This is a genomic window from Pseudanabaena biceps PCC 7429 (assembly GCF_000332215.1).
GTDB classification, from domain to species: domain Bacteria; phylum Cyanobacteriota; class Cyanobacteriia; order Pseudanabaenales; family Pseudanabaenaceae; genus Pseudanabaena; species Pseudanabaena biceps.
Genome location: NZ_ALWB01000136.1, coordinates 1 through 14,462, shown reverse-complemented (window position 1 = coordinate 14,462; position 14,462 = coordinate 1). Strand labels below are relative to the sequence as shown.

Sequence of the window (14,462 nt, the reverse complement as noted above, 5' to 3'; positions counted from 1 at the left end):
AGTTGAGGGTGAAAACACAAGACTTAGACATTATTTAGCCAGATTACACAGAAAAACTTTATGTTATTCAAAATCGGAAGAAATGTTGAGGTATTCAATTCGTTTGTTAATTCACTATCTTAAGTACAAATCATTTACTACCTTTGCTTGATTCATCTTTCATTTGTGCAACGCCCCGCCGTTCTTTTGGTAATTTCATCCATAGAAAATTTGTGAGGACGCAAACGTAATAGCGATCGCTTAGCCGCTTCAGGAAAATCCAGAATGTCCAGTAGTGGAGTTTGATTTTCCCATAACCGTCGAAAGTTTTCCGCCTTACTGAGCGTCCGTTCTCTCACACCTGATTCCCAAGAGCAAAACACATCAATACATTCAAAATTATCAATCAACGCATTAGAACTCTCATTAGCTGAACCTGTAAAGGCAACAAGATTACCAACTTCATCAGAGAAAATCCCTAATTTCTCATGATAGATTCCTCTATAATTGCGAATGTCTTTACAAACTGCCAGCTTGATTTCTAATATGTTTTTGCTTACAAGCCATGCCAGACAAGCCAGACGATCTTGGAGAATCTCTTCAAATTCTTGATCTAGTTCTCTTAGGATGCTTTGAGTAATTACTGCTTCTCTTTGTTTCAGCCCTAAAGCGATTGCCTCAGCATCTTGTTCTGATAGACAGGGTGAGGCGATCAAGCGCATCTTTCCGCCAGAATGCAGCAATGACATTAAACCTTTTGCCATTGTCGCCATTGAGGTGCTAGAAAAGAATCCTACCGCTCGACTATAGAGAATAGAATTCTCTAAACAAGGAATGTAGAAATCTTGAACTAGATCACAGCGATCGCTACGGTACTCACTTTGAAGATTTAGATCGCTTAGCACAATTTTTGCTCTTCTAATAACTATTATATCAATCCAAAAAATGGCGTAGCCATTTTTTGGATTTCACAATTGGTAACGGCTATATATAGAGTCTTGATTTCGTAGGGTTGAAAGGCGACTTTCCAGAAATTAGCCTTATCTTCATTTAGAGAAAGAAGTTGACCTTTGGTTTCCATAAGATCGCATTCCCAAATATGTTCGATGGGCAATAGATTAGATAGGATTTCCATATCCGCTTCCGTTGCCTGACCGTGGGCTTCATAAAAACGCATAATCCAGCCCGAACGATCCTGCGATCGCTTAAAGGCTGAGAGAACAATATTTGGTGCAGCGACTTGTAAAAAGCTTTGTTGTATCGAGACATTTGAGGAGAAGGCCTTGTGAAAAGCCTTATGGTGTAAAACAATGGGATTATTTAACTCTTGCGCGAGTCGAACAATTTTGGCATCGCGCCAACTGCCTTGATGGGGAACTAACCGATAGGTAAATTCATGAAGCCCGCGATCGCTATTGGGCGATGGCCAGTTTGGACTACGCAACAAGGTCAATCTCAAACAGTCGGATTTAGCATCATAGCCATATTTGCAATCATTAAGAACTGCTAGCCCCACCTGTTCGTCGGCAATATCCGCCCAATATTGAGCAGGTACTTCCCATTTGGCTTTAGCCTCAACCGTTTCTCCTAAGGTACTGCGTTTGATCGCTCCCATAGGGATTTCGTAGGTGACGTGAGGTGATCGCCAAAGGACGGGAAAGGCAACCTTGACTAAAGTTTGTTCCTCTTGCCAATCAACCCGATTCTTTACGGTAACAAAAGCCTCAAAGGCGGTTAACTGGATTTCTTGGAGGAATTTGGAATTACGGAAGTTACGAACGATGCGTAATGAGATGCATAAGCTACCATTTTCGATAACTTCAATCGATTCCAGAGTAGCTGTCTCCATGCTTTTACTCTCATAAGCGGGATCAATATTCCAAGCATCCCAATATTGTCCTTTGTCTTCAAAAAACTGCAACTCACTCGCCGATCGCAATATAAATTGCTGCGATCGCTGATCGTAGATTTGAGCGATCGCGCCAGTTTTTCGCGATATTTCCACTTGCAGGTATTTATTCTCTAGATAAATTTTCTCACTGTCGGAGTTAATGCTTAACGGATTTTCGGTCTCGGTAAGCCCCGTAGCATCGACTTCCACAAAACCAAAACTAGGAATATTCGCCAACCAACATAGGGAATTATCTTGCTTTCTAATTAGTTGCGATCGCTCCCAATTCAAGAAGTTCCATGCCTGTAGATTAGTATTTTCTGAAATTTTGGAATCAAGAAGGCGCGCACAGCTTTCCCTGACCTCCGCCCAAGTGAGATCGGCATCGACAAAAACTTCGGGAATCGATGTTCCTGGCAAAATGTCATGAAATTGATTGAGTAACAGCCCCTGCCATGCTGATTCTAATTCGGCTTGTGGGTAGGGAATATTTTCGCTCAAACAAGCGATCGCTCTGTATTTTTCAACATTACCTAAAAGTACTTCTACTTGCCGATTTTGCCGTTTCTGCTCGGCTTTAGTCGTGAAAGTTCCCCGATGAAATTCTAAATAAAGCTCATCTTGCCAAATGGGTAAATCTACATTTTTTGCCTTCAGCTCCAACAGAAAACTTTCTAGAGTTCCCGACTGCATCTCAAAAAACATGGGTGCATCCGCCCACTTTCGACTCATATCGAGCATATCAGCCGTTGGTCCTCCCCCATGATCGCCTACACCATAAAGCCATACCGTTTCGCGTATATTATGCTTGACTTCTTGATTGGCAAGATATTTAGCGATCGCTACAGGTTCTAATCCTTGACCAATCTCATTACTAAAGTAAGTAAAAATTCGACTGCCATCTACGCCCTCCCACCAGAAAATTTGATGTGGAAATTTGTTGGTATCGTTCCATAATAACTTTTGAGTAACAAATGCTTCAAAACCACTTTTTAATAGGATTTGGGGCATTTGCCAATGAAAGCCAAAGGTGTCAGGTAACCACGCGATTTTGACTGTACGATTAAACTTCTTGCGAAAGTATTCCTGACCGTAGAGAATCTGACGAATCAATGATTCGCCGCTGGGCAAATTACCATCTGGTTCCACCCACATCCCGCCTATGAGTTCCCATTTGCCTGCGGTCACAGCAGTTTGGATGCGAGCGAAGAGTTCGGGATATTCTTGCTCCATCCATTGATAGGATAGGGCGGTACTCTGATTGAAGATCAGTTCTGGATAACGCGCCTGCAAATTGAGTGCTGAGGTAAATGTACGCTGCATCGCCTTTTTAGTTTCTGCGATCGCCCATAACCAAGCCACATCGATGTGAGAATTGCCCAGTATATAAATTTGGCGTTGTTTCAGGAATTCTCCGTACTGTAAAAGCGGTTTGCGAATATCTGCTAGTTGCTCAAAGAATTTATCGTCGAATTTATCGTCGAAATTATGATTAAAATTATGATTAAAATTATGATTAAAAGTGTCATGAAAATTATCATCGGTAATCGTTTTGGAGACAAATAACAAATCTCTTAATCTATTTGCCGTTATTTCTAGGGGCTGCAAATCAATTTTCTGTTTGGCGAAAATGGGAATATAGGTTTGGAGAATCTCTAGTTCAGTGGCAAACTGTTCGGGATCGCAAGGTTTATGGGGATATTCAAAAATCAATTCCGAAAGTTGTAAAGCCCCAATGTCATGCTTGGGACTATTCATCTTTATTTCCAAAATAAACTCATGGTTTGGCTTTGCCCCATCGGTTAATAAAATTCGACATTTCTGATCGAACAAATCGCCTTCTTGGATTTTATGACCGTTAATCCATATTTCGCAAATATCTGCCCACCAAATCAAGCTGAGGCGTATAGTTGCTCCCATCATTGCTGGATGGGTTTCGGGAACCTGCCAAATCTGCCTTAAATGAATGTTCTCTTCTCTTTGTAAAAAAGATAACATCGGTTTATTCTGTTTAGAATTAACAGTTGCTACATCTTCCCAAATTCCTTTTGCATTCTGTCTTTGCCAATTATTGAGGATCGATAAATGCGATCGCAATTTTAAAGCCCCTATAATTTCCGTCAGATTTCCTATCAGATTTTCCATCAAATTTTCTGCTAAATCAATCATTTTCCTAACTCCTAAGCGATGATTCCTTGAGATGCAATCCAAGCGGTAGTCCAAGCATTTTGAAAATTAAAGCCCCCCGTCACACCATCAATATCGAGAATCTCTCCTGCAAAAAACAAGCCTTGACAGATCTTACTTTCCATGGTCTGAAAATTGACATCTTGTAGGCGAATACCGCCGCAGGTAACAAACTCTTCCTTAAAGGCTCCTTTACCTGCGATCGCATATTCGCTTGCTGTAAGTACATTCGCAATTTGTTGAATGGACTTATGGGAAATATCAGCCCAACGCTTTTCCAATGCCACTTCAGCTTTGTCGAGTAAATATTCCCATAGTCTTAGAGAGACATCAACAGGACAATAGTTAGAAATAAACTTTTTCGGCTGTTCCGTTTTTGCATTCAAAAGAATTTGTTTTACCTCTTCTGCTTTGAGTTTGTGAAGCCAATTAATAGCTAACTTTGCTTGATATTTGCAGTCGTGCAACTCTCTTGCAGCCCAAGCTGATAATTTTAATACGGCTGGACCGCTCACGCCCCAATGGGTGATTAGTAAAGCCCCCGATTGTTCTAATTGATTGCGAACGGATTTTTTCTTATCAGTGCTTAAAGAAGGAATTAAAAGTTTCACTTGGGCAGGGTTTACGCTTACTCCTGCTAATTCATGTAATTTGGGATCTTTGATATTAAATGTAAAGAGGGAAGGAACGGGAGACTCTAGTTCATGTCCTAACGATCGCGCGATCGCGTAGCCAGAGGGGCTGCTACCAGTGGCTAATAATAGGCGATCGCAAACTAGAGTTTCGCCATTCTTGAGGATGACTTCAAATTTACTGCTTCCGAATCGCTCGATCTTCTGTACTAAAACGTTATTACGCAGGAAAACTCCAGCCTTTTTGGCGGCAAAAATGAGCGCCTCAACAATCGTTTCCGAATCATCGGTAATGGGAAACATTCTGCCATCAGATTCAGTTTTGAGCTTGACTCCTTCTCCATTGAACCATCGCACCACATCAAGGGGCTGAAAGCGCGAAAATGCTCCTCTTAGGGCTTTTCCACCTCTGGGATAATTCTGCACTAATTGCGAAGGCTCAAAGCAGTGGTGTGTAACATTGCAACGACCACCACCAGAGATTCTTACCTTTGCTAAAGGCTGCCGTCCTGCTTCGAGGAGAATAACTTGAGTGTGGGCAGCCTGCGCCGCATGGATCGCACTAAAAAATCCTGCCGCTCCACCCCCGATAACTATAACTTCTGTAATTGCCATGTTGTTTGTTTGGATTATTTTTGGGATTATTTTTGGGATTAAGTCAAAACCAGAGAGCATACCGCCCGCTACGTGGGCGGTATGCTCTTCTAGGTTTTAAGTTTACTTATGCCTAGCTACTTACTTGCTTAAATTAAATTTTTAACTAACCTTGGAGCGGCAGGATTGAAAAATATCGACTACCTCTTTGGGCACTTGTTTAGTTTCTCTAGCTGCCGTATCGATTTTGAGGAATTCAGCGAAGGTATATTGCGATCGCAACTTATCTAAACTGCAAGTGCAAAACTCTTTACTATTGGTAAATCCGCAACCTTTCATAAAAGTCCTAACCACTTCCTGCGGATACTCGTTTGCTGGCTTAACAGGTTCTTGCTTAACAGGTTCTTGACTAGCAGGTGTATTTCCTTCTGCATGGGCAATAGTAACACCGCTCACGCCACTAACGATTAATAAAAATGTACCTATAAAAATGTACCGAGAGAAAGCAATCAATGACAATATATACATGGAATTATATGGAATTATATGGAACTACATGAGACTACATGGGACTATTTGTGTGAGTTAAGCCACTAAGTATAGAGGACATCAAACTCAATAGAGAGTTGCGGCGCGAAGCGCCGCAACTCTCTATTGGGTTTGTTTTTTGTCCTAACATTACTGACTATAGCTATAAAAACCAAACCCAGTAAGGGTTTTCAAAGTTCAAAATGGCGTAGCCATTTTGAACTTTGGTATCTTATTTTTTGGTTGCAGCGGCTCTAGTTGTGGTGGTTTTCTTTTTGGTTGCTGTCGCGGCGTTTTTTGTGGTAGTTGCCTTAGTTGCCGTAGATTTGGTGGTGGTCTTTTTGGTGGTAGTTTTTTTGGTTTCGCTAGAAGCTGTCTTAGTCCGCTTACTGGTGGTTTTACCAGATTTGCTTGCCAACATTGATAGGGCAGCTTCGAGGGTTAGAGATTCCACCGATTGCTCCTTAGTTAGCGACACATTCACCTTGCCATGTTTGACATAGGGACCATACTTGCCGTCAAGAATCTCGATCGCTTCATCATCACTGGGATGCTTGCCCAGCGTCTTCAATACCTTAGCGGCTGCGGCTCCACGTAGAGTTTTTGGTTGCGATAGCAACTCTAAGGCGCGTTCAAAGGTAATCGTATAGGGATCATCGGTGGACTTGAGCGATCGGTTATCGTCCTTATCGCCATTGCCTTTGGTATGACAGACATAGGGACCAAATCTGCCCGTATTGACAAATACGCGATTGCCAGTGTCAGGATGTGCGCCTAAGGTACGGGGTAAGGCTAGCAGTTTTACGGCAAGATCGAGGGTAACTTGTTCGGGCTGCATTCCCTTGGGTAGAGAAGCACGTTTGGGTTTAGGCACTGCATCCGTAGCTTGCCCTAACTGCACGTAGGGACCATATTGCCCCATCATCATAAAGATCGGCTCGTTCGATTCGGGATGAATTCCTACTTGATCGGGACCTTCAAGTTTCTGTTTGAGGAGTAATTCGATCTTGTCGGGAACGAGATCGGAAGGGGTGAAGTTTTGCGGAATTGACGAATTAACCGTGCGATCGCCATCACCAACTTGGATATAAGCACCAAACTTACCGATTTTGACCTTGACATCATCATCTAAACCCTCAAGGCGCACTGTCCTTGCCGATTCACCATCGATCAGACTATCGCGAGATTTTACCTGTCCACTTAAGCCCTGTTCACCAGAATAGAACTTCTTGAGATAGGGTAGCCATTCCACGCTCCCTGTGGAAATATCATCGAGAGTTTGTTCCATTTTTGAAGTAAAACTAGGATCGACGAGATTGGGGAAATGCTCTTCTAGAAGACTGGTAACCGCAAAGGCGGTAAAAGTGGGGATGAGAGCATTATTGACCAGCTCGACATAGCCGCGATCGCAGATCGTGCCGATAATGCTGGCATAGGTACTAGGACGACCGATCCCCTCACTTTCGAGCATTTTAACGAGGGCTGCTTCGGTATAGCGCGCAGGGGGCTGGGTCTCATGACCGACCGTATTTAACTCTTGGCAGACGGGATGATCGCCAACTTTGAGGGGCGGTAGCATCACTTCTTTTTCTTCAAGAGCCGCATCGGGATCGTCAGAACCCTCCACATAGGCGCGGAAAAATCCTGCAAAATCAATACGTTTACCCGAAGCGCGGAATAAAGCATCCTCCACGGTCAATTGCACACTGAGCATCGTCAACTGAGCATCGGCCATTTGGGAGGCAACGGTACGTTTCCAGATCAGGTCGTAGAGGGCAAACTCCCGTCCCGAAAGTCCAGTTTCTTGGGGAGTACGGAAAGTTTCACCTGCGGGACGAATGGCTTCATGGGCTTCCTGCGCACCTTTGGATTTGGTCACATACTGGCGTGGCTCTTTGCTGAGGAAGTTACTGCCATACATAGTAGTAACGCATTGTCGCGCGGCGGCGATCGCCTGTTGCGATAAATGCACCGAGTCAGTCCGCATATAGGTAATAAAGCCTTGCTCGTAAAGCGCTTGCGCCACACGCATCGAATCCCTTGCCGATAGGCGTAGTTTGCGGTTGGCTTCTTGCTGAAGGGTTGAAGTGGTGAAGGGTGGTGATGGCTTGCGAGTAGCAGGACGTTCATCGAGATTGCTCACCGACCATACTTTGCCATTGAGTCGATTTTTTAACGCGATCGCCCCTGCTTCATCCAGTAGCAAAACCTTGCGACCCTTGGCAATTTTGCCCGTCGCCTCATCAAAGTCTTTGCCCGTCGCCACATTTTTACCGCCAACGGCAACTAACTGCACGGGAAAATCCTGTTTGGGAGCATAGAGATTTGCCTTCAAGTCCCAAAAACTACCCGACTTAAAGGCTCGACGTTCGCGCTCGCGATTCACAATCAGTCGTACAGCAACGGACTGCACTCGTCCCGCCGACAACCCCCATTTAATTTTTTTCCAAAGCAAAGGCGAGAGGGTATAACCGACAAGGCGATCGAGAATGCGACGAGTTTCTTGGGCATGGACAAGGCGATCGTCAATCTGGCGACAATTTTTTAAGGCACTTTTAATGGCTTCAGCCGTAATCTCGTGGAAAACCATGCGCTTAATGGGCACTTTGGGCTGCAAGATTTGCAACAAGTGCCAAGAAATACTTTCCCCTTCGCGGTCTTCGTCAGTCGCTAGAATCACTTCTTTAGCTCCCTTGAGGGCAGCCTTGAGTTCGCGGACAATTTTTTTCTTATCGTCTGGCACGATGTACAGTGGCTCAAAGTCGGCATCCACATTCACACCAAGCTTTGCCCATTCAGTTTTCTTTAGCTCCTCAGGAATGTCGCTCGCTGATTGTGGCAAATCGCGCACATGCCCCATCGATGCCTCTACTCGATATCCAGTAGGCAGAAAGTTCCGAATGGTGCGGGCTTTAGTGGGCGATTCGACAATGACAAGAGTAGACATATTAGCCTGCAAGGTTTGCGGTAATCAAAAAAGACAATCTAGAAGGCAAATCGATGATTTATGAAATGCCTTCTTAACCTATATACAATGTTTATGCAGAAAATTACTAATTTTCCGTAGGACGGTAACTACACTAACAAGGTGCCCGAAACTACTAGTTGCAAATTTAGCAATTTGATGCATTGGTCTCAATTAATGCATGTAAAGCGCGATCGCGCAAGCCGATCGTTTTTTGCGATCGCGTGAGGGTAAGCTCTTAGCGGCAGAAGAGAGTACCGCCCGCGTAGCGGGCGGTACTCTCTGAGTATTTAGAATTGGCTACGGTATTTGGAGATTTCTGCAAGTCCTTTCAAAGAGCGATCGCCAGGATATAGCTTGCCATTAATTTCCCAAGTGGGATAGCCTCTAATTCTTTTGTCTATACAAAGCTGAGTCTGGGGATTGACTCCGCGTTCGTCACATTCAATTACCTCTAACTGGTCTACTGCTTCTTTGCCAAAACGCTCTTTTTGATTGTGACAATGGGGACACCAAAAGGCTGTATATAACTTTGCACCTATTTTGCGTAAATGCTGGGCTAGATCGATCGCGTCGGGACTCGATGTGGTGGTCACTGGCTCGCCAGCCTGCTGGGCGATGGCGATGGGGGTTAGCTGGGGAGACAGGGACAGAGCCGAAATTCCTGCGATGCTAGCGATCGCAATGCCCACAGAAGCTAAGGTCGTAGAGGCAAGAGGAAACTTCATAAATCTGGTGAGTTCAACGTTGCTATTTTACCCACAAAAACTCAAGATGATATGGCAAGACTGTAGAAAGCTATAGAATTTAAGCCTAGCCTTGCAAAGCGAGAATCCAACAAAATAACTATGTCCACATATGTCCACAATAGAAAATCTCCGCATTGCGATCGTCCATGAATGGTTTGCGAACTACGCAGGGTCGGAGCGTGTCGTCGAGCAAATTTTAAATTTGTTTCCCAAGGCCGATCTCTTTGCGGTGGTGGATTTTTTGGAGGATTCTAAACGGGATTTTATTCAAAACAAAAAAGTTACGACGACCTTCATTCAAAATTTGCCCTTTGCCAAGACTAAGTTTCGGCAATATTTGCCCCTCATGCCCTTAGCGATCGAGCAACTTGACTTGTCCGCCTACGACTTGGTGATTTCGAGTTCCCATGCTGTCGCCAAAGGCGTGCTGACTGGACCGCACCAGTTGCATATTTCCTACGTGCATTCACCGATTCGTTATGCATGGGATTTCCAACATCAATACCTCAAAGAATCAAATTTGGAACGGGGGATCAAGAGTTGGATTGCTCGCTGGATTTTACATCAAATGCGGATTTGGGATACCCGCACAGCCAATGGAGTCGATCTATTTATTGCTAATTCTGAATTTATTGCCCGTAGAATTCAAAAGGCTTATCGGCGATCGGCCAAGGTCATCTATCCCCCTGTAGATTTACAGAGCTATGCGCTATGGGAACAAAAACAGGAATTTTATCTCACTGCTTCGCGTTTGGTTCCCTACAAACGTATTGATTTAATTGTGGAAGCCTTTTCACAAATGCGCGATCGCCAACTGATCGTGATTGGAGACGGCGAGCAAATGGCAAAAATACGCGCCAAAGCGAGCGTTAACATTCAATTTCTCGGTCATCGTGAGCCAGAGGAATTATGTTCCTACATGCAAAATGCGAAAGCTTTTGTATTTGCTGCCGAGGAGGACTTTGGAATTACGCCCGTAGAGGCACAGGCTTGCGGTACACCAGTAATTGCCTATGGACGCGGTGGGGTGCGAGAATCCGTGCGAGGTTTAGATAGCGATCGCCCTACGGGGATATTTTTTGCCGAGCAGACAGCAGCAAGTATCCGCGCGGCGGTAATAGAGTTTGAAAAGAATGGCGATCGCATCTTGCCGAAGGACTGTCGCGACAATGCCCTGCGTTTTTCAACGGAACGTTTTCAAAGGGAGTTTAGGGAGTTTGTGGATCGGGTTTGGGGCGATCGCTAATAGAAAATGAAGAAGAGAAGATCGGGGCTTGCCCCAACCTTCTCTTCTTCGTTTTTTAAAGCTGAACTACTGAAACTTTTTGATTATGTTTGATTATGATTGGAGCTTTTTCGATTCAACTAACATTGAGTCAATCAATGGTTGAAGAATCAATTCCATCGCAAAGCCCATCTTGCCACCAGGAACAACCAGAGTCGTATGGCGCGACATAAAGGAATCATGGATCATATCAAGCAGATAGGGGAAGTCAATACTAAACTTCTCACGGAAGCACCGATTGGTGTGAATGATGACGAAGCTTTCATCAAGAGTAGGAATATCACGGCAGATGAAAGGATTGGAAGTGTCAACAGTTGGAACCCGTTGGAAGTTGATATGAGTTCTGGAGAACTGAGGCGCAATGTAATTTACATAGTCAGGCATCCGACGCAAAATTGTATCGACGATCGCTTCGGCACTATAACCACGTTCGGCATTATCGCGATGAATTTTTTGAATCCATTCCAAATTTACAATGGGAACTACACCCACTAACAGATCAACATGCTGAGCAACGTCAATATCTTTGGCAACGATACCACCATGCAAACCTTCGTAAAAAAGCATGTCTGTACCAGCTTCGATGCTTTCCCAAGGTGTGAATTCCCCAGGTTTTGCCTCAGTGCCCAGACGACCATTGTGGTAATCCGCTTCTTCCGTACTGTGGAGGTAGTAGCGTCTTTGACCGTTACCTGTCTCTCCATATTCTTTGAAGAGGGCTTCTAGTTTATCTAATACGTTAGCATCTAAACCGAAGTGACTCATGTTGCGTCCTTCAGCCGTAGCTTGCTTCATTACCTCACGCATTTCTAGACGGTTATATTTGTGATAGCTATCGCCTTCGACGATCGCTGCCTTGATATTTTCCATCAAGAAAATATGTTCAAATGCTCGTTTGACGGTGCTAGTTCCAGCTCCCGACGAACCTGTTACCGAAATAACTGGATGTTTTTTAGACAAATTTTTTCTCCTTAATTTTATTTTATTTATTCAGATCGATTCAGATCGATATCAGATCGATATATTTTGTACTAATACCAAAATTAAAAATGGCTACGCTATTTTTAATTTTTCAAACCCTTACTAGGTTTGGTTTTTAATTCACAAAAGTGTTGTCACACTTTCGTGAATTGGTATAACGTGAGTGCGATCGCTAGAAGACCAAGATTCACAAAAAATATTAAAACTACTATACCTTTGTATATAGCGCCCAAGAAAGCAAAATTTAGGGCAAAGTTTACAGTCATGCACTCTGGGCTATCGAAATTACCGCAAAAATTCACCCAACCTTTAACTATTGGCAACGTTACTCTCCAAAGTCGCGTATTGCAATCACCATTGTCAGGGGTGACGGATTTGGTGTTTCGGCGCTTGGTACGCCGCTATGCAGCCGATTCGATGCTCTATACCGAAATGATCAGCGCGACGGATCTACACCATATGAAGGCTTTGCCCAAACTGATGGAGATCGATCGCCATGAAACGCCGATCAGCATTCAGCTTTTTGATTGTCGTCCTGAATTTCTTGCGGAGGCAGCTCAGAAGGCAGTTTTAGAGGGGGCAGATACCGTAGACATTAATATGGGCTGTCCCGTTAATAAAATCACCAAGAAGGGTGGAGGATCGTCACTATTGCGGCAGCCTGAACTTGCCGCCCAGATTGTGCGATCGGTAGTTGCGGCTGTGGATATTCCCGTCACTGTCAAAACTCGCCTCGGCTGGGATGATGCCGAAATTACGATCCTAGACTTTGCGAAGCGGATGGAGGATGCAGGGGCAAAAATGATCACCATTCATGCCAGAACGCGATCGCAGGGCTATACGGGGCAAGCAAAATGGGAATGGATTCGGAAAGTCAAAGAAGTATTGACAATTCCCGTAATTGCCAATGGTGATATTTTTTCCGTTGAAGCGGCGATCGCCTGTTTAGAAGCCACTGGAGCCGATGGGGTCATGTGTTCGCGGGGAACTTTGGGCTATCCGTTTTTAGTGGGCGAAGTCGATCACTTTTTAAAGACAGGTGAATATTTACCAAAGCCATCCGCGATCGCCTGCTTAGAAGTGGCTAAGGAACATTTACAAGGACTGTGGGACTACAAAGGGATGCGAGGTATCCGCCAATCGCGCAAACATATGACTTGGTATGCTAAGGGATTTGCGGGAGCAGCAGCATTGCGGGAGCGTCTCTGTCGGATCGAGTCATTACAGGATGGCTTAGATTGCCTCGATCGGGCGATCGCCCAATTGTCGGACAATCGGGATGTTTTTCAAGCGATCGCCCCTGAAGATATGGCAGAAATGATCGCTATGCAGCAATAATATCTGTAACTAAAATATCTGTAACTAAAATTTGCACCCTACCCAGTAAGGCGTAAATCTCGTAACTTTATCAAAAAGGATCATGCAACTATTTAGCCGCCGTAACTTGCGCCTGTTTATCATCATTTTTGTGACAACAGTAATCCTATTCGCACTAGGGTGGTTTATATTTTTACGCCCTTCAGTTACAAACTTAAATAAGTCGGCGCAAGTTGCTGGTTCTAGCCTCCAAAATATTACCCTGACTGAATTTGATGCCAATGGGAAGCTGCTTTGGGAAATCACTTCCAAGCAGGCTAACTACCGTGAGGATCGCAAAATCGCTGATGTCGAGGATGTGAAAGGAAAATTTTATCGGGATGGCGAATTGCTAATGGAAGCCACGGGCGATAAAGGGACGATCGATCAAGCGGGTAAGGCTATTTCGTTAGCTGGGAATATTAAGGCGATCGTCATCCAAGAAAAAATCAATATGAAAGCCGACCAGATGATCTGGAAATCTTCAGAAGATCTGCTCAAGGCAACAGGCAATGTTCAGATTGATAAGCCCGAAGACAAACTGAGAATGACGGGTAAAGAATTAACGGCGAAACCCAGTACAAATGTCTATAGCTTAGAGAAACAAGTCATCGTTACCGCTGTCGAACCTCCCTTAGAAATGAAGAGTGAGAAAGTTACTTGGGATGCGAAGCGCGATCGCGTATATACGGAGGTTCCTCTTTCTGTAATCCAAATCAAGGATAAAATGCAGTTAAATGCCAATCGGGGTGATTGGAACATTCAGAAAAAAGAAGTTACTTTTAATGGTGATATCAAAGCGAAGGATCCCAAACTAGATGTTTATCTTGAAGCATCCCAAGCCGTTTGGAATCTGGAGAAAAAACTAGTAACCCTCCCCGTTCCCTTTACGGGAGGGAGTAAGAGCCGTGGTATCACCGTTAAAGCCGATAAGGGAGAAGCCCGCATCGAAAAAGAACAAATCAACCTCACAGGGCAAGTATTGGCAAGCTTCAGTTCTACTCAGGGTGTGGTTAATGCCGATAAAGTGGAATGGTTAATTCCCACCAAAACAATTACGGCGGATGGCAATATTTCCTATCAACAACCCGATAAGAGTCTTAATGTCAGAGGCGATCGCGCCGTAGCAAATCTCGAATCGCAAACGGTCACGGTTACAGGTACTAATGTCATCTCCACCTTAAATCCTTGAGTTGTCCCAGAGACAAGTGGCGGCGCGAAGCGCCGCCACTTGTCTCTGGGGATTTGATTAGTTTTATACCAATTCACTGAAGTGATCCAACACTTCAATGAATTAAAAAGCAAACCCTTTCTC

General features: G+C 44.3%; 11 protein-coding genes. 4 read left to right on the top strand and 7 right to left on the bottom strand.

All coding sequences use genetic code 11. From position 1 onward, the window contains the following. A partial coding sequence (locus PSE7429_RS24515) for an IS1 family transposase (RefSeq protein ID WP_144052523.1) occupies window positions 1-151 on the top strand: 151 nt, incomplete at its 5' end. A gap of 1 nt (window position 152) precedes the next feature. Here PSE7429_RS24515 and PSE7429_RS14950 read toward each other — a convergent pair. The 6 genes from PSE7429_RS14950 to PSE7429_RS14925 all read right to left on the bottom strand — a co-directional run bounded on the left by PSE7429_RS14950 (window position 153) and on the right by PSE7429_RS14925 (window position 9,504). Continuing rightward, complete coding sequence (locus PSE7429_RS14950) at window positions 153-884, bottom strand: phospholipase D-like domain-containing protein (protein WP_009628083.1); 732 nt, start codon at window positions 882-884, stop codon at window positions 153-155. A 23-nt stretch (window positions 885-907) separates the two neighbouring features. Next, window positions 908-4,039 (bottom strand): alpha-mannosidase, encoded by a 3,132-nt coding sequence (locus PSE7429_RS14945; RefSeq protein WP_009628082.1) that lies wholly within the window; start codon window positions 4,037-4,039, stop codon window positions 908-910. Window positions 4,040-4,050: 11 nt separating this feature from the next. After that, window positions 4,051-5,304, bottom strand: a complete 1,254-nt coding sequence (locus tag PSE7429_RS14940; protein WP_009628081.1) for a BaiN/RdsA family NAD(P)/FAD-dependent oxidoreductase — start codon at window positions 5,302-5,304, stop codon at window positions 4,051-4,053. 141 nt (window positions 5,305-5,445) lie between these two features. Further along, the gene (locus tag PSE7429_RS14935) at window positions 5,446-5,739 is read right to left on the bottom strand and encodes a hypothetical protein (RefSeq protein ID WP_040688899.1); all 294 of its coding nucleotides are present in this window, start codon (window positions 5,737-5,739) and stop codon (window positions 5,446-5,448) included. A 304-nt stretch (window positions 5,740-6,043) separates the two neighbouring features. Beyond that, a complete protein-coding gene (topA, locus tag PSE7429_RS14930) occupies window positions 6,044-8,758 on the bottom strand; it encodes a type I DNA topoisomerase (RefSeq protein ID WP_009628079.1) in 2,715 nt (904 codons plus the stop codon). Between the two features lie 308 nt (window positions 8,759-9,066). Beyond that, on the bottom strand, window positions 9,067-9,504 hold the full coding sequence (locus PSE7429_RS14925; RefSeq protein WP_009628078.1) for a thioredoxin domain-containing protein: 438 nt from the start codon (window positions 9,502-9,504) through the stop codon (window positions 9,067-9,069). A 130-nt stretch (window positions 9,505-9,634) separates the two neighbouring features. Between PSE7429_RS14925 and PSE7429_RS14920 the strand changes: the two genes are divergently transcribed. Continuing rightward, window positions 9,635-10,771 (top strand): glycosyltransferase family 4 protein, encoded by a 1,137-nt coding sequence (locus PSE7429_RS14920; protein WP_009628077.1) that lies wholly within the window; start codon window positions 9,635-9,637, stop codon window positions 10,769-10,771. Between the two features lie 93 nt (window positions 10,772-10,864). Here the strand turns inward: PSE7429_RS14920 and PSE7429_RS14915 are convergent, their stop codons facing one another. After that, window positions 10,865-11,770, bottom strand: coding sequence for a phosphoribulokinase (locus PSE7429_RS14915; RefSeq protein WP_009628076.1), 906 nt, complete (start codon window positions 11,768-11,770; stop codon window positions 10,865-10,867). 285 nt (window positions 11,771-12,055) lie between these two features. On the opposite strand from PSE7429_RS14915, the gene dusB reads away from it, so the two are divergent. Both dusB and lptC read left to right on the top strand, forming a co-directional pair. Further along, window positions 12,056-13,129 (top strand): tRNA dihydrouridine synthase DusB, encoded by a 1,074-nt coding sequence (dusB, locus tag PSE7429_RS14910; protein ID WP_009628075.1) that lies wholly within the window; start codon window positions 12,056-12,058, stop codon window positions 13,127-13,129. Window positions 13,130-13,211: 82 nt separating this feature from the next. Continuing rightward, window positions 13,212-14,339, top strand: coding sequence for an LPS export ABC transporter periplasmic protein LptC (lptC, locus tag PSE7429_RS14905; RefSeq protein WP_009628074.1), 1,128 nt, complete (start codon window positions 13,212-13,214; stop codon window positions 14,337-14,339). The last annotated feature ends 123 nt before the right edge of the window (window positions 14,340-14,462 follow it).

Excerpts from the sequence above, each read along its gene's own strand:
- PSE7429_RS14945 (WP_009628082.1), bottom strand. The coding sequence starts at position 4,039 with ATGATTGATTTAGCAGAAAATTTGATGGAAAATCTGATAGGAAATCTG.
- PSE7429_RS14940 (WP_009628081.1), bottom strand. The coding sequence starts at position 5,304 with ATGGCAATTACAGAAGTTATAGTTATCGGGGGTGGAGCGGCAGGATTT.
- topA (WP_009628079.1), bottom strand. The coding sequence starts at position 8,758 with ATGTCTACTCTTGTCATTGTCGAATCGCCCACTAAAGCCCGCACCATT.
- PSE7429_RS14925 (WP_009628078.1), bottom strand. The coding sequence starts at position 9,504 with ATGAAGTTTCCTCTTGCCTCTACGACCTTAGCTTCTGTGGGCATTGCG.
- PSE7429_RS14920 (WP_009628077.1), top strand. The coding sequence starts at position 9,635 with ATGTCCACAATAGAAAATCTCCGCATTGCGATCGTCCATGAATGGTTT.
- dusB (WP_009628075.1), top strand. The coding sequence starts at position 12,056 with ATGCACTCTGGGCTATCGAAATTACCGCAAAAATTCACCCAACCTTTA.
- lptC (WP_009628074.1), top strand. The coding sequence starts at position 13,212 with ATGCAACTATTTAGCCGCCGTAACTTGCGCCTGTTTATCATCATTTTT.